The organism is Merdimmobilis hominis (genome assembly GCF_900104615.1).
GTDB classification, from domain to species: domain Bacteria; phylum Bacillota; class Clostridia; order Oscillospirales; family Ruminococcaceae; genus Merdimmobilis; species Merdimmobilis hominis.
Genome location: NZ_LT629939.1, coordinates 840,461 through 865,920, shown reverse-complemented (window position 1 = coordinate 865,920; position 25,460 = coordinate 840,461). Strand labels below are relative to the sequence as shown.

The 25,460-nt window shown below is 56.9% G+C and carries 19 protein-coding genes and 1 riboswitch; of the genes, 15 read left to right on the top strand and 4 right to left on the bottom strand.

Features of this window, described 5'->3' with window-relative positions; genetic code table 11:
- The first annotated feature begins 267 nt into the window (after positions 1-267).
- From BQ5353_RS04185 to BQ5353_RS04175, 3 genes are all read left to right on the top strand, one after another.
- A complete protein-coding gene (locus BQ5353_RS04185) occupies positions 268-1,572 on the top strand; it encodes an amidohydrolase (RefSeq protein ID WP_054332086.1) in 1,305 nt (434 codons plus the stop codon).
- A gap of 61 nt (positions 1,573-1,633) precedes the next feature.
- On the top strand, positions 1,634-1,945 hold the full coding sequence (locus BQ5353_RS04180; RefSeq protein WP_071427369.1) for an MGMT family protein: 312 nt from the start codon (positions 1,634-1,636) through the stop codon (positions 1,943-1,945).
- A gap of 200 nt (positions 1,946-2,145) precedes the next feature.
- Positions 2,146-3,321 carry a M20 metallopeptidase family protein gene (locus BQ5353_RS04175; RefSeq protein ID WP_054332085.1) on the top strand — a complete coding sequence of 392 codons (1,176 nt, stop codon included), beginning with the start codon at positions 2,146-2,148 and terminating at the stop codon, positions 3,319-3,321.
- A 144-nt stretch (positions 3,322-3,465) separates the two neighbouring features.
- Here the strand turns inward: BQ5353_RS04175 and thiW are convergent, their stop codons facing one another.
- On the bottom strand, positions 3,466-3,972 hold the full coding sequence (thiW, locus tag BQ5353_RS04170) for an energy coupling factor transporter S component ThiW (protein WP_054332144.1): 507 nt from the start codon (positions 3,970-3,972) through the stop codon (positions 3,466-3,468).
- Between the two features lie 73 nt (positions 3,973-4,045).
- Positions 4,046-4,155, bottom strand: a riboswitch (TPP riboswitch).
- Positions 4,156-4,460: 305 nt separating this feature from the next.
- Between thiW and BQ5353_RS04160 the strand changes: the two genes are divergently transcribed.
- From BQ5353_RS04160 to BQ5353_RS04125, 8 genes are all read left to right on the top strand, one after another.
- Positions 4,461-7,415, top strand: a complete 2,955-nt coding sequence (locus tag BQ5353_RS04160) for an acyl-CoA dehydratase activase (protein WP_071427367.1) — start codon at positions 4,461-4,463, stop codon at positions 7,413-7,415.
- Between the two features lie 3 nt (positions 7,416-7,418).
- Entirely contained in the window at positions 7,419-8,705 is a 1,287-nt protein-coding gene (locus BQ5353_RS04155) for a 2-hydroxyacyl-CoA dehydratase (protein ID WP_071427366.1), read from the top strand.
- Between the two features lie 37 nt (positions 8,706-8,742).
- Positions 8,743-9,471, top strand: a complete 729-nt coding sequence (locus BQ5353_RS04150; protein ID WP_054332084.1) for a response regulator — start codon at positions 8,743-8,745, stop codon at positions 9,469-9,471.
- A gap of 302 nt (positions 9,472-9,773) precedes the next feature.
- Positions 9,774-10,940 carry an AI-2E family transporter gene (locus BQ5353_RS04145; protein WP_071427365.1) on the top strand — a complete coding sequence of 389 codons (1,167 nt, stop codon included), beginning with the start codon at positions 9,774-9,776 and terminating at the stop codon, positions 10,938-10,940.
- Between the two features lie 36 nt (positions 10,941-10,976).
- Entirely contained in the window at positions 10,977-12,512 is a 1,536-nt protein-coding gene (cls, locus tag BQ5353_RS04140; protein WP_071427363.1) for a cardiolipin synthase, read from the top strand.
- 341 nt (positions 12,513-12,853) lie between these two features.
- Positions 12,854-13,729 (top strand): AI-2E family transporter, encoded by an 876-nt coding sequence (locus BQ5353_RS04135; RefSeq protein WP_071427364.1) that lies wholly within the window; start codon positions 12,854-12,856, stop codon positions 13,727-13,729.
- 36 nt (positions 13,730-13,765) lie between these two features.
- On the top strand, positions 13,766-15,301 hold the full coding sequence (cls, locus tag BQ5353_RS04130; RefSeq protein ID WP_071427363.1) for a cardiolipin synthase: 1,536 nt from the start codon (positions 13,766-13,768) through the stop codon (positions 15,299-15,301).
- A gap of 201 nt (positions 15,302-15,502) precedes the next feature.
- Positions 15,503-17,185 carry an FAD-dependent oxidoreductase gene (locus tag BQ5353_RS04125; protein ID WP_054332082.1) on the top strand — a complete coding sequence of 561 codons (1,683 nt, stop codon included), beginning with the start codon at positions 15,503-15,505 and terminating at the stop codon, positions 17,183-17,185.
- Here BQ5353_RS04125 and BQ5353_RS04120 read toward each other — a convergent pair.
- Positions 17,170-18,051: a LysR family transcriptional regulator gene (locus BQ5353_RS04120; RefSeq protein WP_054332081.1), complete on the bottom strand. Its 882-nt coding sequence runs from the start codon at positions 18,049-18,051 to the stop codon at positions 17,170-17,172. The two genes, BQ5353_RS04125 and BQ5353_RS04120, sit on opposite strands and share 16 nt — an antisense overlap.
- Positions 18,052-18,176: 125 nt before the next feature.
- On the opposite strand from BQ5353_RS04120, the gene BQ5353_RS04115 reads away from it, so the two are divergent.
- From BQ5353_RS04115 to BQ5353_RS04100, 4 genes are read left to right on the top strand one after another with little or no spacing between them, the layout of a single operon-like run.
- On the top strand, positions 18,177-19,112 hold the full coding sequence (locus BQ5353_RS04115) for a 4Fe-4S binding protein (protein WP_054332080.1): 936 nt from the start codon (positions 18,177-18,179) through the stop codon (positions 19,110-19,112).
- Complete coding sequence (locus BQ5353_RS04110; protein ID WP_054332079.1) at positions 19,112-20,086, top strand: ABC transporter substrate-binding protein; 975 nt, start codon at positions 19,112-19,114, stop codon at positions 20,084-20,086. The genes BQ5353_RS04115 and BQ5353_RS04110 overlap by 1 nt, the downstream gene beginning before the upstream one ends.
- Positions 20,043-21,080: a FecCD family ABC transporter permease gene (locus tag BQ5353_RS04105; RefSeq protein ID WP_071427362.1), complete on the top strand. Its 1,038-nt coding sequence runs from the start codon at positions 20,043-20,045 to the stop codon at positions 21,078-21,080. Before BQ5353_RS04110 ends, BQ5353_RS04105 begins: the two co-directional genes overlap by 44 nt.
- Positions 21,073-21,840, top strand: coding sequence for an ABC transporter ATP-binding protein (locus tag BQ5353_RS04100; protein WP_054332077.1), 768 nt, complete (start codon positions 21,073-21,075; stop codon positions 21,838-21,840). The genes BQ5353_RS04105 and BQ5353_RS04100 overlap by 8 nt, the downstream gene beginning before the upstream one ends.
- A gap of 73 nt (positions 21,841-21,913) precedes the next feature.
- Here BQ5353_RS04100 and BQ5353_RS04095 read toward each other — a convergent pair whose 3' ends face one another.
- Positions 21,914-24,202 carry a dermokine domain-containing protein gene (locus tag BQ5353_RS04095; protein ID WP_071427361.1) on the bottom strand — a complete coding sequence of 763 codons (2,289 nt, stop codon included), beginning with the start codon at positions 24,200-24,202 and terminating at the stop codon, positions 21,914-21,916.
- 18 nt (positions 24,203-24,220) lie between these two features.
- On the bottom strand, positions 24,221-25,460 hold a 1,240-nt coding region (locus BQ5353_RS13020), incomplete at its 5' end, for a DUF7743 domain-containing protein (RefSeq protein ID WP_162273106.1).

Here is a 25,460-nt window from a genome sequence, read left to right as displayed (position 1 = left end):
ATGTGCCATTATTTGAGCTCCCATCCAACTTTGGCTGGAGATTGCAAAGGCAGCCGGAATTTCCGGCTGCCTTTTTCATAGGGCTTTTAGATGTATAGGGAGGGACAATGGTCGGACTGGGTCCCCATGGATGGATGTGGACATTTTCGCTGAAACAGAAAAGATTATTCCGAAAAAAATGTGTGGATTGACATAGGCGATTTCCACAGATATACTAAAAAGTAAAACATTTTTGGACAGCAAAATGGATTTGAAGGAGGGCAAAACATGGACAAGCAGGCACTTAAACAGGCTGTGTGCGCGGCCATCGACCAGCACCGGGAGAAAATCTTTGAAATCGGCGAGGCCATCCGGGTCAACCCGGAGCTGGGGTACAAGGAGTTTAAAACCGCCCAACGGGTCAAAGAGGTATTTGAGGAGATGGGCCTTCCCTATCAGGAAAAGGTGGCTCTCACCGGGCTCATCGCCCAGATGAAAGGCCGTTCCCCCGGCGTCAAAATGGCGGTTATGGGGGAATTGGATGCGGTGGTCTGCCCCGGACATCCCCAGGCGGACCCAGTCACCGGTGCGGCCCATTCCTGCGGGCACCACGCCCAGGTGGCGGCGATGCTGGGCATGGCTATGGGCCTTCAATCCGGCGGCGCCATGGAGTATCTGGACGGCGACCTTTCGCTGATGGCGGTCCCCGCTGAGGAGGCGGTGGAAATTGAGTGGAGGCAAAGCCTCATCGACCAGGGGAAGATCCGCTACATCGGCGGCAAACAGAACATGATCAAAGATGGGTATTTTGACGACATCGACCTGGCGATGATGGTCCACGGCACCACCGGCGACAAGATCGAGATGGCCGACACCAGCACTGGGTTTGTGGTGAAGTTTGTCCGCTACCTGGGCAAAGAGGCCCATGCAGGCGGTGCACCCCACCTGGGCATCAACGCCCTCAATGCGGCCCAGATCGGCCTTGCCGCCATCAACGCCAACCGGGAGACCTTCCAGGACAAGGATACCATCCGGGTTCACCCCATCATCACCAAAGGCGGGGATTTGGTCAATGTCGTCCCTGCCGATGTGCGGATCGAGACCTACATCCGCGGCAAGACCATGGAAGGGGTGCTGGACGCCTCCAAAAAGGTCAATCGGGCGCTCAAAGCCGGCGCTGATGCAGTGGGAGCCCAGGTGGTCATCCAGGAAATCCCCGGCTATATGCCCCGGATGAACGAAAAGCGGATGAACCAGCTGTTTGAGGCCAATGTCACCCCGCTGGTGGGGTCGGACCACGTGGTCAACAACGGCCACACCACCGGCAGCAGCGACTTTGGCGATATTATGCACCTGATGCCGGGTATCCACCCCTACATCGGCGGCGCAGTGGGCCGGGGCCACAGCAGCGACTACCAGATTGTCGCCCCGGAGATGTTCTACATCGTCCCCGCTAAAGCCATGGCTATGACGGTTATCGATTTGTTGTGGGACGGCGCGGCGGAGGCCAAAGCCATTGTAGAATCCTACCAGCCGGTGTACAAAAACAAAGAGGAGTACCTGGCCGCTTGGGAGGAACTGATGAAGGGCTAACCAAAATGAAACAATTTGGGGCGGGGGAGAATTCCCGTCCTGTTTTTTGGAGGAATTGGTTGTGGAAGAGGGATTTTTTACCCGCGTGTACCAGATCGTAGAGCGGATTCCGCCGGGAAAGGTGGCTACCTACGGGCAGGTCGCCTTCCTGGCAGGCAGTCCCCGGGCCGCCAGGGCAGTGGGGGAGGCGATGCGCCGCTGCCCCTATTTTGAAGTCCCCTGCCACCGGGTGCTCAATCGCAGAGGGGAGCTGTCCCCCGCCCCGGCATTTGGTGGCCCAGGCGTCCAACAGGGCCGCCTGGAGGCCGAGGGAGTCGCAGTCGGCCCAGATAACCGGGTGGATCTGACCCAGTTTCAATGGGATGGAAAATGAAAGCAATCCTTCACAGCAGAGTTGGATTTGGGGAAAACGGAGAGTTCTCTCCCCCAATTCCGGGAAAGTCACCGGAGAAATAGCGGATATGTGCAAATGTTATGCAAGAATTTATGCATTTTACATTTTGACCGGAACCACCAAAAAAGCTATAATGGAATCAGAAGATTTTGGACAACAATGGGAAAGGTGGTACTAGTATGAATCCGATTTTACAAAGAGCCAAAGAGTTGGAGAGCGAGATCATCGCCAACCGGCGTTACCTGCACCAGCACCCGGAAATCCGGGATGAACTGCCCAACACCACAAAATTCGTCATGGAAAAACTGACCGAAATGGGCTATGAGCCCAAGGAAATCTGCAAGGGCGGCATCGTCGCCACAGTGGGCAACCCTGGAAAGGTGTTTCTGCTGCGGGGCGATATGGATGCCCTCCCCATGGAGGAGGACACCGACCTGGAATTCCGCTCCTGCAACAGCTATGCCCACACCTGCGGCCATGATACCCACACCGCTATGCTGCTGGGTGCGGCAAAAATCCTCAAGGAGCATGAGAAGGAGCTGAAGGGCACCGTCAAGCTGATGTTCCAGCCCGCGGAGGAGATTTTCACCGGCGCCCAGGCGATGATTGATGCCGGCGTTATGGAGAATCCCCACGTGGATGCGGCCCTGGCTACCCACATCGCCTCTTCTGGCCTGCCCTGCGGCATGATCTCCTATAAGGAAGGCCCTTCCGGCGCGTCGGCTGACATGTTCACCATCACCATCAAGGGCAAAGGCGGCCACGGCGCCTATCCCCACGCTGCGGTGGACCCGGTCAACATTGGCGCCCATGTCGTCCTCACCCTCCAGGAGTTGGTGAGCCGGGAGGTCAACCCCTTGGAGCCCTGCGTTCTGACCATCGGAGCCTTCCAGGCCGGCGACGCTGGAAACATCCTGCCGGAATCTGCTGTGTTGCGGGGTTCTATCCGCACCTTCAACAACGATGTGCGCAACTTTATCAAACAGCGCACAGTGGAGCTGTGTGAGGACACTGCCAAAAAGTTCCGGGCCGAGGCCAAAGTGGAGTTCACTTCCGGCGTCTGCCCGCTGATCAACGACGGGGAATTCACCCGGGAGATCGTCGGTTACCTGGGGGATTTGGTCCCTGCCGACAAGCTCTGCACCCGGGAGCCGGAGATGGGCTCTGAGGACTTTGCCCTGGTCACCCAGATGGTGCCCGCCACCTTCCTGTACCTGGGCGCTGAGGTGGAGGACCCGGCCCAAGTGCGCCGCGGCCACAACCCCAATGTCCTGTTCAACGAGGACTGCTTCCACCTGGGTACTGCTGCTCTAGCCCACTGTGCCATCCAGTGGCTGGATCGCCACAGCAACTAGCAGATGCTGAAAAAGGGGCTGACCCTGGGCGGCCCTCTCAAACAGATTTGAATATTTGAAGAAACGGCATAGCTTTAAGCTATGCCGTTTCTTTGTGGAAAAGGATATTGTGTGGGAATGCCTACGCTTTTCTTTGAGGAAAGGTTACACCCCTAAGCTGTGTTTCACCTGGTCGAGGGCCTTGGTCCGATCTAAGGCGGTGAGGAAGGCCACTGATAGAAGAGCGCCGCCCACCGAGCTGATCAAGAAGGGGAGCACATAGGCAAAAAGGGCGGCCTCTTTGCCGAGGAGCAGGGTGGCCACTGGGTAACAGAGCAGGCCGCCCAGGATGCCGGTGCCCACCGTCTCCCCCAGGAAGGCGGCCCACATCTTATGGGTTCTCTGGTAGAGGAGACCGCACAGCAGGGCCCCCACCATGCTGCCGGGGAAGGCAAGCAAGCTCCCGGTGCCCATCAGGTTTCGGATCAGCGAGGTGGCAAAGGCCATGGCAACGGCATATCCCGGGCCAAGGATGACACCTCCCAGCACATTGACCGCATGTTGAATGGGGAAGCACTTAGATGCCCCCACCGGGATGTAGAACGCGGAACAGACCACCCCCAGGGCGGTCAGCAGGCCGGCAGTGGCCAGCTTTTTGACAGAATGCTGCATAAAAAGTCCCCCTTTTTGAAAATGCCGGGAGGTAAAGAGAAAGCCGCCGATCCCAATAGCGGAATGGCGGCAGAAAATCACGATCAAAGCTCCCTCCGCCGGCATTATCCGTATCAGGTTAGCGGGTCGAGACGGCATTACGTCTCCTCTCAGCCTGCTGCGCAAGCTCCCCGGATGCAATTGTTCCTATTTAGGATATCCAGTTGTGCTGACCTTGTCAAGGGAAAACGGAAAAAATGTAACCAACTGTTACAGAAATGGGCAAAAAAAGTCGAAATACGGCAAAAAATTAACAGAATCTTTATACTTTGGACAAATATCGGTTACATGCTGTTCTTGACTATTCCTTTTTAATTAGTATAATGGGGGCACATAGAAAATGTTGAAATAACACAAAAAAACCAGAATTTTCCCAAAAACGGTCTAAATTATTTGTGAGTATTTGACATAGTGAAAAGATGAAGTGTTCTGTAATTGGAGGGTCGGCTATGGGCCTTAAACTGGGAATTGACATCGGTTCCACCACGGTCAAAGTGGTGATCATGGATGGGGATGCTATTTTATGGCGGCGTTATGAACGCCATTTTTCGCAGGTGCGGCAGAAAACGGCGGAATTGCTGGAGGCCGCCCGCCAGGTGGTGGGAGACCAGCCTCTTCACGCGGCAGTGTCAGGCTCTGCGGGGTTTGGGGTGGCAAAACTGATTGGAATGCAGTTTATCCAGGAGGTGTTTGCCACCGGACAGGCCATCCGTTACTTCGGTATAGATGCGGATGCGGTCATTGAGCTGGGGGGAGAGGACGCCAAGATCCTCTTCCTCACCGGCGGGGTAGAGGAGCGGATGAACGGCAGCTGTGCTGGCGGCACCGGCGCGTTTATCGACCAGATGGCGACTTTATTAAATGTCACCACCGATGAACTGGATGAATTGAGCTTGCAGCACACCCGGATCTACCCCATTGCCTCCCGGTGCGGGGTGTTTGCTAAAACCGACATCCAGCCCCTTCTCAACCAAGGGGCCCGCAAGGAGGATCTGGCCGCCAGCATCTTCCAGGCGGTGGTCAATCAGACCATCACCGGCTTGGCCCAGGGCCGCCCCATCGAGGGGAAGGTGGTCTTCCTCGGGGGGCCGCTTTACTTTTTGAAGGGCCTGCGGGAACGGTTCCAGGAGACGTTGAAACTGGATGCTGACCACGCCTTTTTCCCCGAGTGGAGCCAGTACGCCGTGGCCATCGGCACTGCGGTTTACGCCGATGAAAATGCCCCGGAGACCACCCTCTCTCAAGTGATGGAACGGATAAAGAGCGCTTCAGAGGAGAGCCACAGCGGCCGGTATCTGGAGCCGCTTTTTCAAAACCGGGGAGAATACGAAGAATTCTCCCGCCGCCACAGCTCTGCCACGGTGGAGGAGCGGGATCTATCCAGCTATGAGGGATCTGCTTACCTGGGCATTGACTGTGGAAGCACCACCACCAAGCTGGTGCTCATCGGCCAGGAGGCGGAAATTTTATACCAGTACTACAGTTCCAACCAGGGCAACCCGGTGGAGCTGGTTCGCCGGCAATTGACCGAGGTCCGCCGGCTCTGCGGGGACCGGGTGGCCATCCGCGGGGTGGTGACTACCGGTTACGGGGAGGAATTGATTCAAAACGCCTTCCACGCCGACGCCGGCATTGTGGAAACGGTGGCCCACTTCCGGGCGGCCCGGTTTTTTGATCCGCAGGTGGATTTTATTTTGGACATCGGCGGCCAGGATATCAAATGCTTCAAGGTGCGTTCCAACGCCATCGACAGCATCATGCTCAATGAAGCTTGTTCCTCCGGGTGCGGCTCTTTCATTGAGACTTTTGCCAAATCCATGGGCTACTCCACCGAGGAATTCGCCCAAAAGGGCCTCTTCGCCAAGTACCCAGTGGATTTGGGTTCCCGCTGTACGGTGTTTATGAACTCCTCGGTCAAGCAGGCCCAGAAAGATGGGGCCACAGTGGAGGATATCTCCGCCGGGCTCTCTATCAGCGTGGTGAAAAATGCGGTGTACAAGGTCATACGGGCCACCAGTGCCAGCGAGCTGGGACACAATGTGGTGGTCCAGGGGGGCACCTTTTACAACGACGCGGTGCTCCGGGCCTTTGAGCGGGAGCTGGGGGCCAACGTCACCCGCCCGGTCATCGCCGGGCTGATGGGCGCTTATGGGGCCGCCCTCAGCGCCCGGGAGATAAACCTATCCCAGTCGAGCCTCCTCTCCCTTCAGGAGCTGGAGGATTTCACCCATACCGCTAAACCGGCAGTCTGCGGCCTCTGCCCCAACCGCTGCAATTTGACGGTGAATTCCTTTGCCGGCGGGGGAAAATACATCTCCGGCAACCGGTGCGAGCGCCCGCTGGGCAGCCGCCCCAAGGAGAGCGCCCCCAACCTGTACCAGTTTAAACTGAAGCGGCTGGTGGACCTCTCCGCCCAAGGAAAACCCGGCCCGCGGGGCAAAATCGGTTTGGCTCTGGGGATGAATATGTATGAAAACCTCCCCTTCTGGCATACCTTCTTTACCCAGCTGGGGTTTGAAGTGGTGGTATCACCGCCTTCTACCGTGGAGCTGTTCGCCAAGGGGCGGTACACCATCCCATCCGATACCGTCTGCTACCCGGCCAAGCTGATGCACGGCCATATGGAGTACCTGCTGGAACAAGGGGTGCCCACCATCTTTTACCCCAGCCTCACCTACAACTTCGATGAGAAGCGGGGGGACAACCACTACAACTGCCCTGTAGTGGCCTATTACCCAGAACTGCTTCACGCCAACCTGCAAAAGCTTTCCCAGGTGCGGTATCTGTACCCCTATTTGTCTACCGATGACCCAAAATCTTTTGTGCGGGAAATATATACCTATCTGCGCCAATACGTGGCTGACCTGACCAAAAGAGAGGTCAAACAGGCGGCAGAGCAGGCGTACCAGGTTTATTACCGCTGGCATGATGACCTGCGGCTGGAGGCGGAGAAAGCCATCGCTGAGACCCGCGCCCGCGGGGGCAAAATTATCGTGCTGGCCGGCCGGCCTTACCATGTGGACCCAGAGGTCAACCACGGCATCGACCGGCTGATCAGCGGCCTGGGGGTGACCGTCCTCACCGAGGACAGCATCTTTGAATTGGCCGCGCCCCAGAGGGTCCGGGTTCTGAACCAGTGGACCTACCACGCCCGGATGTACTCCGCTGCCCAGTATGTGGCCACCCAGCCGGATATGGAGCTGGTGCAGCTGGTCTCCTTTGGCTGCGGCATCGACGCCATCACCACCGACGAGGTGCGGGACATCTTGGAATCGGCGGGGAAATTATACACTGAGTTGAAAATTGATGAAATTAACAACCTTGGGGCGGTAAAAATCCGCATCCGAAGCCTTCTGGAGGCCATGGAGGAACGCCGCCGCGCCCGGGAGAAAGGGGAGAACTGATCCATGGAGCAATGCACACGGCCCTGTAGCCAATGCGCAGGCGCCCTTAAGGAGGAGAGGGTGGTCTTCACCCAAGAGATGAAGAAAACCCACACCATTCTAATTCCCACCATGCTGCCCATCCACTTCCGGTTTATGGCCAACATCCTGGAACAGAAGGGCTATAAGGTAAAGATACTGGAGAATGCCGGCCGCAGCGTGGTGGACGAAGGTCTGAAGAACGTCCACAACGACACTTGTTACCCCGCCTTGTTGGTCATCGGCCAGATGATCGACGCCCTGAAAAGCGGGGAGTATGATCTGGACAAAGTCGCTCTGCTGATCACCCAGACCGGCGGCGGCTGCCGGGCGTCCAACTACATCCACCTGCTGCGCAAAGCCCTGCAAAAAAGCGGCTTCGGCTACATCCCGGTGATCTCCCTGAACATCGGCGGATTGGAGAAAAACCCTGGCTTTACCCTCTCGGTCTCCGACTATGAAAAGCTGATGTACGCGGTGATCCTGGGGGATTTAATCATGCTCCTTGCCAACCAGTGCCGCCCTTATGAGGTGGAAGAGGGGGAGACCGACCGCACCGTCAACCGGTGGATCGAAGTGATGAGCGAATTCTTCCGGGGCAAAAAGGTGCTGAACTGGGGCAGAATGAGACCCTACTGCACCCAGATCCTCCGGGATTTTGCCGCCATCCCCAAGGCTGGGAAGCAGAAAATCCGGGTGGGGGTTGTTGGGGAAATCTACGTCAAGTACTCCCCTTTGGGCAATAACAACCTGGAGGACTTCCTCCACAGCGAGGGCGCTGAGGTGGTTGTGCCCGGCCTTCTGGACTTTTGCCTCTACTGTGTGTACAATATGATAGAAGACCATAAGCTCTACGGCGGCCCCAAGGGGAAATACTGGGCTGCCCAAGCGGTCTACCGGTATCTGGTGGGCAAAAAGCGGAAGCTGATCGAGTTGATCCGGGAAGAGGGCACCTTTGACCCGCCGGAGGACTTTGAAGCGATCCGCGCCATGGCAGAGGGGTACATCAGCACCGGCATGAAGATGGGGGAGGGCTGGCTCCTCACCGCAGAGATGGTGGAGCTGATCCACAAGGGGATCAACAACATTGTTTGCACCCAGCCCTTTGGGTGCCTGCCCAACCACATCGCCGGCAAGGGGATGATCCATCTGATCAAGGAGAAAAACCCTCAAGCCAACATTGTGGCGGTGGACTACGATCCCGGCGCCAGCGAAGTCAACCAGCAGAACCGCATCAAACTGATGCTGGCCAATGCGGCGATGGCCCAATAGCGGGCCTAAGATTGGATTGGGCAAAGGAGGAATTGGGATGAAGTCAATGATTTTAGTGGTGGAGGACGACAAGGCAGTCCGCAACCTGATCACCACCACCTTGGAAACCCAAGGCTATGCCTTTGTCACCGCGGAAAAGGGGAGCGACGCTATCTCCGCAGCGGTGTCTTACCGGCCGGATGTGATGATCTTGGACCTGGGCTTACCGGACATAGATGGGGTAGAAATCATCAAAAAGGTGCGGTCCTGGAGCAACAATCCTATTATTGTAGTCAGCGCCCGCAGCGAGGACCGGGATAAGATCGACGCCTTGGATGCCGGGGCGGACGATTACTTGACCAAACCCTTCAGTGTGGAGGAGCTTTTGGCCCGCATCCGGGTGGCGCTGCGCAAGATGAATTACGACAACAGCCCGGTGAAAAATAGCCCAGTGTTTGTCAACGGCTCCTTAAAAATCGACTATTCCGCCGGGTGCGTCTATGTGGACGGCAGGGAAATTCACCTCACCCCTATCGAATACAAGCTCCTGTGCCTGTTGGCCCGCAACGTGGGCAAGGTGCTCACCCACAACTACATTCTGCGGGAGGTGTGGGTCAACGCCTTGGAGAGCGACACCCCATCTCTGCGGGTGTTTATGGCTACCCTGCGCAAAAAGATCGAGAAGAACCCCTCCCGGCCCGAGTACATCCAGACCCATGTGGGGGTGGGGTACCGGATGATCCGCCTTCAAACCGAAGAGGAGAGCGCTTCTGAAAAGGATGAATAATCAAAGGTCCCGGCTGGAAGGATACCCCATGTGGGGGGATTCTGTATGGCCGGGGCTTTTTTATATAAAAGACAAAATTTGCACTTTATTCACAGATTCCTCAAACCACGTCCTCTACAATTCCCTGGGGCTTTGTGATACAATAGTCACAAAGTGGTAACAAGGGAGAAATTTCTCCTTAGGCCAGGGCGGGGGAAAAGTTTCCCAGCAGCGCCGGTTCTGCGACACTGTAAAATTGTGACCGTTTTGTGAAAGCCAAGGCGGATCAAAACGCGGCCAAAGGCCGTGAGGAGGAAAAAAGGTTGGAGTTTGATAGGCGTACAACCAAAACTTTATTTGCCCTAGTGGCTTTTGGAGTCCTGGGCTTTTGGGTTCTGGAAAATTTTAAAGCAGTTTGCTCCGTTTTAGGTGGGATACTCGGGCTGTTCTCCCCTTTTGTAGTGGGTGCGGCAATCGCGTTTATCCTCAATGTGCCCATGCGGGCGCTGGAGCGGGGGCTGTTTTCCAAGGTGGGCAAGAATGGGAAGCCCCCCCGGTTTGCCCGCCCGGTATCGCTGCTGCTGTCCCTTCTGGGCGTGCTGGCGACCATTGGGGTGGTGCTTTTTTTGGTGATCCCCGAAGTGATGCGCACTTTCCGCACCATTGGGGAGGGCATTCCCATTCTGCTCAATTCCCTGTACCAGTGGGCCAGCCAGTTTGAAGGGGAGTGGCCGGGTTTCTCCCAGTGGATCCTCTCCCTCCAGGTGGATTGGGAGGGCTTTGCCCATTCCGCTCTGCAATTTCTCCGGAGCGGTGCGAGCAACTTCCTTTCCTCCACGGTGAATGTGGCCACTTCGGTGGTGGGCGGTGTGTTCCGGGGGATCATGGGGCTAATTTTCGCCATCTATATCCTGCTGCGCAAAGAAACGCTGGCAGTGCAGTTTAAAAAGATGACCTATGCCTTTTTGCCGGAGCGGGTGGCGGATGAGATGATCCGCATCCTCACCATGGCGGAGAAGACTTTCTCCAACTTCATGGCAGGCCAATGTGTGGAGGCGATGATCCTAGGGTCGCTGTTTTTTGCCGCCATGCTGCTGTTCCGCCTGCCCTATGCGCTGATGATTTCAGTTCTTATCGCCTTTACTGCACTGATTCCAGTGTTCGGCGCCTTTGTGGGTTGTTTTATAGGCGCCTTTTTGATTTTGGTCACTAGCCCTATGAAAGCGGTTGAGTTTGTAGTGCTGTTCTGCATTTTGCAGCAGCTGGAAAACAATTTGATCTACCCCCGGGTGGTGGGCACTTCAGTGGGCCTGCCCGCCATGTGGGTGATGATGGCGGTGACAGTGGGTGGCAGCACTACCGGCGTGGTGGGCATGCTGGTAAGCGTCCCCCTGGCATCGGTGCTTTATTCCCTGTTGCGGGAGAAGGTCTATCGGAATTTGCGCGTCCGTCGGGTTCCCGCTGGGAAGTGGAAGCCCCGGGAGCGATAATCGGAACCGGATTTTTAAGGAAAGAAGGGGAAAGACGTGAAAAAGGTTTTACAGTTTTTGTTCCATCGGGTGGTCATCGTCGCTGTGTTTATCGCCATCCAGGTGCTGATCTTAGTGGGGATCATCTGGCGGTTCAACAATTATTTCGTGTATTTTTATGCTTTCTCCATTCTGCTCAGCGTGTTGGTTCTTCTGTGGATCATCAACAACCGCAGCAACCCTGCGTATAAAATTGCTTGGATTATACCAATCCTGTTGTTCCCCATCTTTGGCGGCTTGTTCTATTTGATGTTCGGTGGGAACAATCTCACCCAAAAGACCCGCTCAAAGATGCGCGCTTCCGAGGAGAAAGCCTATTCCCTGCTGGAACCCTACAACAGCATCGTGGAGGAAATTGAGGTGCAGAACCGGGAGGCGGCCAACCAGTCCCGCTATATTACACAGTATGCCCACTGCCCGCCCTTCCGGGAGACCTCCAGCGAGTTCCTCCCCATTGGCGAGGTAAAATTTGAGCGGATGGTGGAGGAACTGAAAAAAGCAGAGCATTTTATCTTCCTGGAGTATTTCATCATCCAGGAAGGGAAGATGTGGAACACCATTTTGGAGATCCTCAAGGAAAAAGCTGCCCAGGGCGTGGATGTGCGGGTCATGTATGACGATGTGGGCTGTATTATGACCCTGCCCTACAAGTACAATGAAAAGCTGGAGTCCATGGGCATAAAATGCTGTGTATTTAACCCCTTTATTCCCATCTTGTCCTCTAAGCTCAACAACCGGGATCACCGGAAAATCTGTGTCATCGACGGCTGGGTGGGCTTTACCGGTGGTATCAACCTAGCTGATGAATACATCAATGCCTACGAAAAACACGGCCATTGGAAGGACTGTGCCATCCTCCTCAAAGGAGAAGGGGTGTGGAGCCTGACATTGATGTTCCTCTCCATCTGGAACTACATCCGCCCCACTGACACCGACTACGACTGCTTCCGCCCCAGCCTGTACCAGAAGCAAGAGATCGAGCAGGACGGCTATGTCCAGCCCTTCACCGACAGCCCCTTGGATGGGGAGACGGTGGGCCGCACTGTGTACCTCAACCTGATCAATAAGGCCCAGAGGTATGTCTACATTGCGACACCCTACCTGATCATCGACAACGAGATGATTACCGCCCTGACGGTAGCGGCAAAATCCGGCGTGGATGTGCGGATTATCACCCCCCATGTGGCGGACAAGTGGTTTGTCCATGCGGTCACCCGGGCGTATTATGATGTCCTGGTGGATGCGGGGGTCAAAATCTATGAATACACCCCCGGCTTCATCCATGCCAAAACTTTTGCAGTGGACGATGAATATGGGGTGGTAGGTACCATCAACCTAGACTATCGCAGCCTCTATCTCCACTTTGAGTGCGGCGCATGGCTGTATCAAACCAAGAGTATCTTGGATGTGAAGGAGGATTACCTGAAGACCCTGGAAAAATGCCAGGAGATCACGGCGGAACAGTGCCGCAGCGTTCCGTGGTTCGTCCGGCTGTGCCGGGCAGTGCTTCGGGTATTTGCCCCGCTGATGTAATAAAAATAAGGCCGCCGATGGCATCCATCGGCGGCCTGTTTGCATCAAGATGAGTTTAAGCAAGCACACGTCCCCAGCAGAAAAGGATTGGAAATCCCCTATGATGGTTATTCCAATGGCCTATTTTACAAAGCCTATTTCTCTATGTTATACTGAGGTTACATTGGATGAGACCCGTATTTTGGAAGGAGGATAATCTTGATGAAAACTGTAATTGTCGGCGGTGTAGCCGGCGGCGCTTCGGCAGCTGCGCGGCTGCGGCGGTTGGATGAATCCGCAGAGATTGTGATGTTNCGGTATCGCTGCTGCTGTCCCTTCTGGGCGTGCTGGCGACCATTGGGGTGGTGCTTTTTTTGGTGATCCCCGAAGTGATGCGCACTTTCCGCACCATTGGGGAGGGCATTCCCATTCTGCTCAATTCCCTGTACCAGTGGGCCAGCCAGTTTGAAGGGGAGTGGCCGGGTTTCTCCCAGTGGATCCTCTCCCTCCAGGTGGATTGGGAGGGCTTTGCCCATTCCGCTCTGCAATTTCTCCGGAGCGGTGCGAGCAACTTCCTTTCCTCCACGGTGAATGTGGCCACTTCGGTGGTGGGCGGTGTGTTCCGGGGGATCATGGGGCTAATTTTCGCCATCTATATCCTGCTGCGCAAAGAAACGCTGGCAGTGCAGTTTAAAAAGATGACCTATGCCTTTTTGCCGGAGCGGGTGGCGGATGAGATGATCCGCATCCTCACCATGGCGGAGAAGACTTTCTCCAACTTCATGGCAGGCCAATGTGTGGAGGCGATGATCCTAGGGTCGCTGTTTTTTGCCGCCATGCTGCTGTTCCGCCTGCCCTATGCGCTGATGATTTCAGTTCTTATCGCCTTTACTGCACTGATTCCAGTGTTCGGCGCCTTTGTGGGTTGTTTTATAGGCGCCTTTTTGATTTTGGTCACTAGCCCTATGAAAGCGGTTGAGTTTGTAGTGCTGTTCTGCATTTTGCAGCAGCTGGAAAACAATTTGATCTACCCCCGGGTGGTGGGCACTTCAGTGGGCCTGCCCGCCATGTGGGTGATGATGGCGGTGACAGTGGGTGGCAGCACTACCGGCGTGGTGGGCATGCTGGTAAGCGTCCCCCTGGCATCGGTGCTTTATTCCCTGTTGCGGGAGAAGGTCTATCGGAATTTGCGCGTCCGTCGGGTTCCCGCTGGGAAGTGGAAGCCCCGGGAGCGATAATCGGAACCGGATTTTTAAGGAAAGAAGGGGAAAGACGTGAAAAAGGTTTTACAGTTTTTGTTCCATCGGGTGGTCATCGTCGCTGTGTTTATCGCCATCCAGGTGCTGATCTTAGTGGGGATCATCTGGCGGTTCAACAATTATTTCGTGTATTTTTATGCTTTCTCCATTCTGCTCAGCGTGTTGGTTCTTCTGTGGATCATCAACAACCGCAGCAACCCTGCGTATAAAATTGCTTGGATTATACCAATCCTGTTGTTCCCCATCTTTGGCGGCTTGTTCTATTTGATGTTCGGTGGGAACAATCTCACCCAAAAGACCCGCTCAAAGATGCGCGCTTCCGAGGAGAAAGCCTATTCCCTGCTGGAACCCTACAACAGCATCGTGGAGGAAATTGAGGTGCAGAACCGGGAGGCGGCCAACCAGTCCCGCTATATTACACAGTATGCCCACTGCCCGCCCTTCCGGGAGACCTCCAGCGAGTTCCTCCCCATTGGCGAGGTAAAATTTGAGCGGATGGTGGAGGAACTGAAAAAAGCAGAGCATTTTATCTTCCTGGAGTATTTCATCATCCAGGAAGGGAAGATGTGGAACACCATTTTGGAGATCCTCAAGGAAAAAGCTGCCCAGGGCGTGGATGTGCGGGTCATGTATGACGATGTGGGCTGTATTATGACCCTGCCCTACAAGTACAATGAAAAGCTGGAGTCCATGGGCATAAAATGCTGTGTATTTAACCCCTTTATTCCCATCTTGTCCTCTAAGCTCAACAACCGGGATCACCGGAAAATCTGTGTCATCGACGGCTGGGTGGGCTTTACCGGTGGTATCAACCTAGCTGATGAATACATCAATGCCTACGAAAAACACGGCCATTGGAAGGACTGTGCCATCCTCCTCAAAGGAGAAGGGGTGTGGAGCCTGACATTGATGTTCCTCTCCATCTGGAACTACATCCGCCCCACTGACACCGACTACGACTGCTTCCGCCCCAGCCTGTACCAGAAGCAAGAGATCGAGCAGGACGGCTATGTCCAGCCCTTCACCGACAGCCCCTTGGATGGGGAGACGGTGGGCCGCACTGTGTACCTCAACCTGATCAATAAGGCCCAGAGGTATGTCTACATTGCGACACCCTACCTGATCATCGACAACGAGATGATTACCGCCCTGACGGTAGCGGCAAAATCCGGCGTGGATGTGCGGATTATCACCCCCCATGTGGCGGACAAGTGGTTTGTCCATGCGGTCACCCGGGCGTATTATGATGTCCTGGTGGATGCGGGGGTCAAAATCTATGAATACACCCCCGGCTTCATCCATGCCAAAACTTTTGCAGTGGACGATGAATATGGGGTGGTAGGTACCATCAACCTAGACTATCGCAGCCTCTATCTCCACTTTGAGTGCGGCGCATGGCTGTATCAAACCAAGAGTATCTTGGATGTGAAGGAGGATTACCTGAAGACCCTGGAAAAATGCCAGGAGATCACGGCGGAACAGTGCCGCAGCGTTCCGTGGTTCGTCCGGCTGTGCCGGGCAGTGCTTCGGGTATTTGCCCCGCTGATGTAATAAAAATAAGGCCGCCGATGGCATCCATCGGCGGCCTGTTTGCATCAAGATGAGTTTAAGCAAGCACACGTCCCCAGCAGAAAAGGATTGGAAATCCCCTATGATGGTTATTCCAATGGCCTATTTTACAAAGCCTATTTCTCTATGTTATACTGAGGTTACATTGGATGAGACCCGTATTTTGGAAGGAGGATAATCTTGATGAAAACTGTAATTGTCGGCGGTGTAGCCGGCGGCGCTTCGGCAGCTGCGCGGCTGCGGCGGTTGGATGAATCCGCAGAGATTGTGATGTTTGAGCGGGGAGAGTACATCTCCTTTGCCAACTGCGGCCTGCCCTATTACATCGGCGGGGAGATTGTCAAAAAATCGGCCCTCACCCTGCAAACCCCCCAGAGCTTCCGATCCCGGTTTAACGTGGATGTGCGGGTGAACAGCGAGGTAACCGCCATTGACCGGGCGGCGAAGACGGTCACCGTCAACAGCAAGGAGAGAGGGGAGTACACCGAGAGCTACGACAAGCTGATCCTCTCCCCCGGAGCGGCTCCTATCGTCCCCAACATGGAAGGGGCGGACCTGGACCGGGTGTTCACCCTGCGCAACATCCCGGACACCATTAAAATTAAGGAATATGTGGAAGAGGAATTCCCAGGCAGCGCCGTGGTGGTCGGCGGAGGGTACATCGGCGTGGAAATGGCTGAAAACCTGAAAAAAGCCGGCGTGGAAGTTACTATTGTGGAGCTGGCCGACCATGTAATCGCCCCCCTGGACTACGACATGGCCTGTGACGTCCACCGCCATCTTCGGGAAAACGGGGTAACCCTCATCCTCCAAAATGGGGTGCAGTCCATCGCCGAAGAGGGCAGCAAGCTGAAAGTCACCCTCTCCTCCGGCCAGGTGGAGACCGATATGGTCATTCTGGCCGTGGGGGTACGGCCGGATACCGCCTTAGCCAAAGAAGCTGGCCTCACCCTCAACCCCCGCGGGGCCATTGTGGTGGATGAACACATGCTCACCAGCGACCCGGACATTTACGCCGTGGGCGACGCGGTGGAGATCACCGACTTTGTCACCGGCCAAAAGGGCTACATCCCTCTGGCAGGACCTGCCAACAAACAGGGCCGCATCGCCGCCGACAACATCTGCGGCATCCCCTCGGTTTACAAAAATACCCAAGGTTCTTCGATCCTCAAGGTGTTTGACATGACCGTGGCTACCACCGGGGTCAATGAGCGGACCGCCAAGGCCGCCGGCCTCAACTACGACAAAGTATACACCTACTCCAACAGCCACGCTTCCTATTACCCAGGCAGCACCGGTATGTCCATCAAGACCATTTACGAAAAGGGCACCGGCCGCATCCTCGGCGCCCAGATTGTGGGCTTCGACGGGGTGGATAAGCGCTGTGATGTGCTGGCAACCGCCATCCGCGCCGGGATGACCGCCTCCGACCTGTGCGACCTGGAGCTGTGCTACGCCCCGCCTTTCGGCTCGGCCAAAGACCCGGTCAACTTTGTGGGCTATGTCATCGAAAACACCCTCTCTGGCCAGGTGAAAAATTTCTTCTGGGATGATGTGGCCTCCCTGCCCCGGGATGGCAGCGTCACCTTGTTGGATGTGCGCACCGACTCCGAGCGGGCAAATGGCCAGTACATCGAAGGGTTCCTCCACATCCCGGTGGATGAGCTGCGCCAGCGGGCTGGGGAGCTGGACAAATCCAAACCGGTGTATATCCACTGCCGCACCGGCCTGCGCAGCTATGTGGCCTGCCGGATGCTCGCCGGCATGGGCTTTGACTGCTACAACCTCTCCGGCGGGTGGAGATTGTATGAATCCATCCTCAGCGAGACCAAATCCCCGGAACACGGCTGCTACGACCCCAACTGATCGGCAGGCAACAGCTCCCCGAGGAATGCCCGCAGGGGTTCCGACAGGAATTTGTTTTTGTGATAGATCAGGTTGAAGGTCCGATGGAGCTTCACATCTTCTACGGGGAGGATGTGAAGCTCTTTTGCGGACTGCTCTGCCAGCTGGCGGGAGACCACTGAGAGCCCTTGGCCTTGGGCCACCGCCGCCAGGATAGAGTCGGAGCTGTGGCAGACCCACTTCTGCCGCACCGAAATCCCCGCCTGGTCAAGGAGGGTTTCAAACCGCTCCCGGGTGCCGCTGCCCGGCTCCCGCAGGATAAAATCCTGGCCGGAAAGTTCGGACAAGGCCACCGACTGCCGCCCGGCAAAGGGATGGCAGGGGCCACAGATCAGCACCAATTCATCCTCCAGCACCGGGCGGACGATCAGATCCGGGCTGGCGACCTCCCCCTCCACCAAAGCCAGGTCCAGGCGGCTCTCCAGGATCATCCCTTCGATGACCTGGGTGTTGTCCACCCACACCTGGGTGGTGACGGTGGGATGGCGCTCCTCAAACCGGCGGATGATAGAGGGCAGGGCGCAGCTGCCCACCGTTATGGTGGCTCCCACCCGCAGGGCGTGATGGGTGGAGGCATAGCTTAAATTCCGCTCCATCTCGTCGAAGAGTGCGATGATGTGGCGGGCGTAATCCAAAAGCTGCCGCCCTTCCTTGGTGATGTACAGCTTTTTGGAGAGCCGTTCGAACAGCTTTACCCCGTATTGCTCCTCAATCTCTGAAATCACCTGGCTGACGGTGGGTTGGGAGATGTAAAGCTCTTTGGCGGCAGCCCCCATTTTGCCGGTTTGAGCCACAGCAATGAATACCTTCAGGTGGCGGATGGTCACGGCGGATTCCCCCTTATCAATAGCAATAATCCTATGAGTTTGATTTGATTTTACTATTTTACCCATGGAATTACAAGGAGTATAATCAGAAATAACTGCGAAAGAACAAGAAAGAAGGATGTACAGTGGCACTTTTGGAACAGGATATCAAACGGGTCAAGGGCTTGGGCTTTTTGCTCAACCGCGGGACCGAGGAATTCTCCGGCCGGATTATCACCGAGAACGGCATCCTCACCGCCAAGCAGATGCAATGCCTCAGCGAGGCTGCCGAGAAGTTCGGCAACGGCAACATCACCTTTACCTCCCGGCTGACGGTGGAGCTGCCCGGCATCTCCTACGACAACATCGACCCCTTCATCGACTATGTGGCCGGTGCCGGTATGGTCACCGGCGGAACCGGATCCAAGGTCCGGCCGGTGGTCTCCTGCAAAGGCACCACCTGCGTGTTCGGCCTCTACGACACCCAGGCCCTGGCCAAGGAGATCCACCAGCGGTTTTATGTGGAATACCACGATGTCGTATTGCCCCACAAGTTTAAAATCGCGGTGGGCGGCTGCCCCAACAACTGTGTAAAACCCGACCTCAACGACCTGGGCATCGTCGGCCAGAGGGTACCTAAGCTGGATGCCGGCAAGTGCCGGGGCTGCAAAAAATGCGGTGTGGCTGACGCCTGCCCCATGGCGGCGGCGGCCGTGACCGGGGAGACACTGTCCATCGATGCAGAGCGGTGCAACAACTGCGGCCGCTGTGACGGAAAGTGCCCCTTTGGCGCCCTGGAAACTGAGGAAACCCTATACAAGGTGTATGTGGGGGGACGCTGGGGCAAACAGGTGCGGATCGGCAGCGCTTTGAACAAGCTCTTTACCCGGGAAGAGGTGCTGGATGTGGTGGAAAAAGCCATCCTCCTCTTCAAGAGCAAAGGGGAGTCCGGAGAGCGTTTTGGCCAAACCGTGGACCGGCTGGGCATCGCCAAGGTGGAAAAGATGTTGATTTCTGACAACCTGCTGAAACGCAAAGAGGAAATCCTTGAGATAGAAACGGTGGGAGGGGCCAAATGCTAATGAGACGTCTTGCAGCCCTGGCCCTGGCTGGTGTGCTGGCCCTTGTACTCTTGGCGGGGTGTGGCCAAAAGCCGGCGGAGCAGGGGAGTTCCTCTTCCCAAAGCGCCCAAGCTGAGGCTTTTTACTCCTTTACCGATGACTCCGGCAGGGAGGTGTCCCTGGAGAGCCAGCCCCAGCGGGTGGTGGCGCTGATGGGCTCCTATGCCGAGACCTGGATGCTGGCCGGCGGCGTACCGGTGGGTGTCACCGAGGACGTGATCTCAGAGCGGGGCCTCACCGTAGGGGAGGAGACCAAAGTGATTGGCACCGTCAAGGGCCCCAGCACCGAAGAAATTTTAAACCTGGACCCGGATTTTATTCTCCTTTCCACCGATGTGGCGGAGCATGTGGAATTGGACGGCATGCTGACCCAGGCAGGCATCCCCCACGCCTATTTTAAGGTGGAAAACTTTGAAGATTATCTGAATATGCTGAAAATCTGCACCGATCTCACCGGCCGGGCGGATCTGTATGAGGAGAACGGAATCGCCGTACAGGCCCAGATAGACGCCATTTTGGAGAAGTTGCAGGAGAATCGGCCTGAGGAGCAGCCCACGGTGTTGTTTATCCGCGCCCTGTCGACGACGGCAAAGGCCAAATCGGATGACAACATGACCTGCCGCATCCTCAAGGATTTGGGCACCGACAACATCGCCGCCCGCCACGACTCCCTTTTAGAGGAGCTGAGCATGGAGACCATCCTCGCAGAGGACCCGGACTATATCTTTGTCACCACCATGGGCAACTCCCAGAAAGCCATCGACGCCCTGAAGGCGGGAATCCAGTCCAACCCCGCCTGGGGGAGCCTCTCGGCGGTGCAGAACGGCCGGTATGTGGTGCTCCCCAAAGAGTTGTTCCATTACAAACCCAACGCCAGATGGGCCGAGAGTTATGAGTACCTTGCAAAGATCCTCTATCCCGACCTCTTTGCATAAGCGGGGGCGGCGGGAGATGGTTTTGGCGGCCTCTGCCTGCCTGTTGCTGGCTTTGGCGGCATACAGCATCTGCGCGGGTGCGGTGCCCATCTCCCTGGGGGAGCTCTGGCAGGCCCTTTCCACCGGGGATACCGCTTCCAAAGCCGGGAGGATCATCCACTTTGTCCGGCTTCCCCGCACATTGGCCGCCCTGCTGGCCGGGTGTGCCCTGGCGGTCTCCGGCGCGACGCTGCAGACGGTGCTGAGCAACGCTCTGGCCAGCCCCAACATCATCGGAGTGAATGCCGGGTCCGGCCTTTTCACCATCGCGTTGGCGGCATTTTTCCCCGCTTATGTCCAGTATACCCCTTTGGCTGCCTTTCTGGGGGCGCTGTTCGCGCTGCTGATCGTCTACGGCATCGCCTGCAAGACCGGTGCCTCCCGGATGACCATTGTCCTCTCCGGCGTGGCGGTCTCCAGCTTTTTGGGGGCGTTTACCGACGCCATCCTCACCTTTATCCCCGACACTCAGATGAACCGGATGGCCTTTTTGGTGGGCAGCTTTGCCGGCGCCTCCATGGAGCAGGTGAAATTTGCAGGCGGGTGCATCCTGCTTGGCGTCGCAGCAGCCATGGTGCTCAGCTATGACATGAACGTCCTCGCCCTGGGGGAGGAGACCGCCTCCTCCCTGGGGATGCGCACCGGGCTGTATCGGATGGCCTTCCTAGCTATAGCTGCCCTGTTGGCGGGCAGTGCGGTCAGCTTTTCCGGCCTCATCGGCTTTGTGGGACTCATTGTCCCCCACGCCGCCCGGGTGCTGGTGGGGCAGGATAACCGGTATCTCATCCCCTTGTGCGCCCTGCTGGGCGGGGCTTTTACCTTGGGGTGCGACATCGCCGCCCGGACCTTATTTGCCCCCTTTGAAATCCCAGTGGGGATTGTCATGTCCTTTTTGGGCGGGCCGTTTTTCATCTATCTCTTGCTGAGCCGAAAGGGGAGAAGAGCCCTTGATTAACCTGGAATCGGTGACCGCTGGATACGGTGGGAACCCAGTGCTCCGCGGCCTTACCCTCCGATTTGAGAAAGGTGGAATAACCGGTATCCTCGGACCCAACGGCTGCGGGAAATCCACCTTGCTCAAGGTGGTGTCCGGCCTACTGAAACCTACCTCCGGACAGGTGTGTTTGGGGGGGAAGCCCCTCCTCAGCTACTCCCCCAAGGAGCTGGCGAAAGAGGTGGCGGTGCTCCCCCAAAGCCGGGAAATCCCCGCCATCCCGGTGGAGGCGCTGGTCTCCCACGGCCGGTTCCCCTATCTGGGGTTCCCCCGGAAGCTTGCCCCCACAGACCACAGCGCCGTAGAATCCGCCATGGAGCGGGCTGGGGTGCTGGAACACCGGCATAAGCTGCTGTCTGCCCTCTCCGGCGGGGAGCGGCAGAAGGTGTACTTAGCTATGGTCTTGGCCCAAGATACCCCCATTGTTCTCATGGACGAGCCTACCACCTACCTGGATATCAACCACCAGTTTGAACTGCTGCGCCTTGTCCGGGAGCTGGCGGATTCGGGGAAAACGGTTCTTGTGGTGATGCACGACCTGGCCCAGGCCCTGGAAACCTGCGACCGGATTCTCCTGTTGGATCACGGGGAAGCCATCGCTTATGGCCCCGCTGGGGAAGTGGCCGACTCCCGGGCCATTGACCGGGTGTTTGGGGTTGTCTCCCAGCGGGTGGAGGACCTTAAGGGCCGCGGCCACTACCTTTTTTCCGAGCAAGCGTAAGGTATCCATTATGATACTACAAAGAAAAAGCCCCTCGGTTTTTTGAAAACCGAGGGGCTTTTTGCCTTTTGTTTTATTTGAAAAGGTTGACCAGCTTCTGCCAGAAGGAGGGCTTAACCTCCTCCTGGATCACGGGGGCCTCCTCTTCTTCTATCTGAATTTCGGCCACCTTCATGACAAACTGCACCGAATCCACCTGGGTGTTTTTATCGCTGACAAAGGATACCATATCGAAGTCGCCGCCCCGATATTCATCCAGCATCTTGTCGATTTCCTCATCCACCTTAGAATCCATCTCATCGGACTGATCCCGCAGTTCGGTGGTGCCGTCGGTCAACTCGATAGTGCCGTCCTTGAGCTCGGTGGTTCCATCAAACAGCTCATCCACACCATCCCGCAGGTCGCTGGCCCCATCGAACAGCTCCTTAGAGCCGTCCAGCAGCTCCTGTACGCCGCCTACCAGCTCGCTGATGCCGGATCGCAGTTCCAGAATGCCATCATAAAGGCTGGTATAACCGGTGCTCAGCTGTTCGGTGCCCGCCATGTATTGGAGGGTGCCCATGCACAGGGTGTTGACCTGTTTGAATTGTTTCAGGCTGGCCAGCTGAGTTTGGAGGATTGCCAATTGGTCACCGGGATCAGCCAGTTCGTTTTGGTGTTGAGGGAAACTCGGGGAGGGGTTTGCCGGGGCCGATGGACGGTTGGCGTTGCCTCCTTCATCGGCGGGAGGAAGGAGCTGTCCCTCTCCAGAACTGGAACCCTCGCCGGTGGAATTGCCGCCAGAATTGCCCTCAGAGCCTTCCCCGGTGGAGCTGTCACCAGAGTTGCCCTCGGAGCCCTCGCCGGTGGAGCTGTCACCAGAGTTGCCCTCAGAGCCTTCCCCGGTGGAGCTGTCGCCAGAGTTGCCCTCAGAGCCTTCCCCGGTGGAGCTGTCACCAGAGTTGCCCTCGGAGCCCTCGCCGGTGGAGCTGTCGCCAGAGTTGCCCTCAGAGCCTTCCCCGGTGGAGCTGTCGCCAGAGTTGCCCTCAGAGCCCTCGCCAGTGGAGCTGTCACCAGAGTTGCCCTCAGAACCCTCGCTGGAAGTATCTTCAGAACCCTCCTCTGAAATGGAGCCATCCTCGTCAACCGAAACGGCTGCACTGAGAACCCGGACGGTCATCTCTGGGGCGAGTGCGGCCAGTTCGATGGAGGAACCTCCGCTTTCCAGTTGTTTGATGGCGGCCTCTATCTGGCCGATGGCCAGGTCAAAGCCTTTGTCCAAGGCCATTCCCACCTGGAGCAGATAGGTGGTATCCAGCGGGTCAGAGGGGGTGGGGGGAAGTTGGATGGGCACCCCGCTGCCCTCCAAGGCGGAGATCATCTGCTGCTGGGTGGCGGCGATGCCGGCCTTCAGCTCCCGGGAGCTTTGGTTCAGTTGGTCAAACCCTGCTTTCAGCTGGTCAGCCCCCTCTTTCAGATCGCCCGCGCCGCTGCGCAGCTTATCTGCCCCTTCATCCAGGTCCTTGACCCCATCGTAGAGGTCATCGGTGCCGTCATAAAGGTCGGCAGCGCCGTCTTTCAGCTCTAGGGCGCCATCCTGCAGCTGGGTGGCTCCGTCGTCTAGCTGGAAGGCGCCATCGTCCAGTTCTTTCGCCCCATCCTTTAACTCGTAGATTTTATCCTTGATCTCGGTGGTGTCCGGGTCGTCGATGTCCAGGGTGAGGGGGATGCCGTTGATCTGGATGGCGTCCATCTCAAAGTCGGTTACATCGGCGGAGATGGTGAAGTCCTTCTCTTTGCCCGGCAGGACGATGTAGGACATCTGCTTGTCGCCGCCCACATTGGCTAGGGTAGCGCTGGGGGCGGTGATGTTTTTGCACCGCTCGCTGTCCAAGAGCACTGTGGCCTGGATGGCGAAGTTGTCAAAATACACCGGATTGGCGTCTGGGTTCTGCCGCAGGGAGAGGGTCATCTCCAGATGGCCTTCTTTGCCAGCCAGTTCCTCGCCAGATATGGGCTGGCCGTCCAGCTGGTAGGTGACGCTGACCAGCCAGGGGATTTGGGCGCTGTCCAGCTCCCCTTGGTAATAGAATTTGCCCTTTGGGGCGGTGAAGGAGATGGCGCCATCCTGAACCGAAAGCTCCTCGGTGGTGGTCAGGTTTTTGACCTCCCGGTAATTGCCGAAGTCGGTGACCGGCTGCTCTTCGGTTAGGTCATAGGCGTTGACCACATAGATGCTCTCCACCGACCCGTCGTGGGAGAGGTTGATGTAGACGACCTCGTCCTTTTCCACCGGATCTTGGGCAAAGGCGGTGGAGGCCGTTGATGCGATGAGGATGGCGCTCAGCACCAGGGCAAGCGCCTTTCTGCCATAGTATTTCAAAGGAAAGACCTCCTGTTGTTAATCGTTGATGGTAAAGGAAGCTGCCAAGGGGAGGGGAAGCTGGCTCCCCTGAGGGGAGGTGGTGTAGACTTGGCGGTTGCCCGCCTTGTCGGTCAAGGTGGCTCGGGTCAGGCGGTAGGTACCCTCCTGCTTGGTCTGGAAAGATTTGACCTTCCCTTCGTAACCGCTGCCTTTTTCCTTGAGGGTGACGTTGATGGATTTGCCCTCCGCATTTTTAAACTGGAGTTTGACACTGTCCACACCGGATAAGTCGTCCCTTGCCTTGGCGGTGATGGTCAAGTCGTCCCCTGCGTCGATGGACTCCTTAGAGGGAGCTACCGACAACAGCTGGGGTCCATTTTCATCCGCTTGGGAGACACCGCCGCTGAGGGTAAAGGACACCGCCTGGGGCAGGGGGAGCTTATGGTTCCAATCCTTGATGTCAGCAGGGCGACAGTAGGCTTGGTAATTTTTGGCCTCGTCCATCAGCGCCACATTGTCCAGCTGGAAGGTGCCGTCCGGCTCATAGCGGCTCACCTGGAGCCAGCCGGTGTACACCCCGCCCAGCCGGTCATCCTTGGTCAGCACCTTGGTAACCGAGTGGTCGTTCTGGTCGTTTTGGAACCGCAGGGTGATGTGCTCCACGCCGGAGAGGTCGTCGCTGGCTTTGACCTGTACCCGGTATTCCCGGTTGTTGCCCTTGCTGCGGCTTTCCACAATGGAGATCGATTGAAGTGCCGGAGGGGTGTTGTCCCCGGTTTGAGGCCCCACCTGGAAGGAGCAGCTCACCGGCAGGGGGAGGCTGTCCTCCTCCCCGTTGGAGGCGTAGGTCACCGATTCGCCGGCCCGGTCTTTTACCGTGATTTTGAGAAGGGTGTAGCTGCCTTGGGGCTCGTGGTCCGGGATGTCCAGCTCCGACCGGTAAACCCCGGCGGCCACCTGATCCTCTTCTTTGATATCGTAGATCAGCCGCCGCCCGTTTTGGGGGTTCCAAAAGACAGTAGTGGCCTTGTCAAAGCCTATGGGAGCTTGGGGCAGTGTGAGGGAAAGGGCGGTGGAACATCCGGCTGACAGGTCCTGCCGCTCCACCTGGCAGGCGAGAGGGGAAAGGGTGCCAGGGTCCTTCACCACCTGGAAGGAAGGGATCTCCTCCAGGGCTTCTTCCTCGTCATCGTCCCGGATGTCCTCTTCCCGCCGGTACAGGCTGCGGTTGCCGGATTTGTCGGTGAGGGAGGCGCTTTTGAGGCGGTAGACCCCC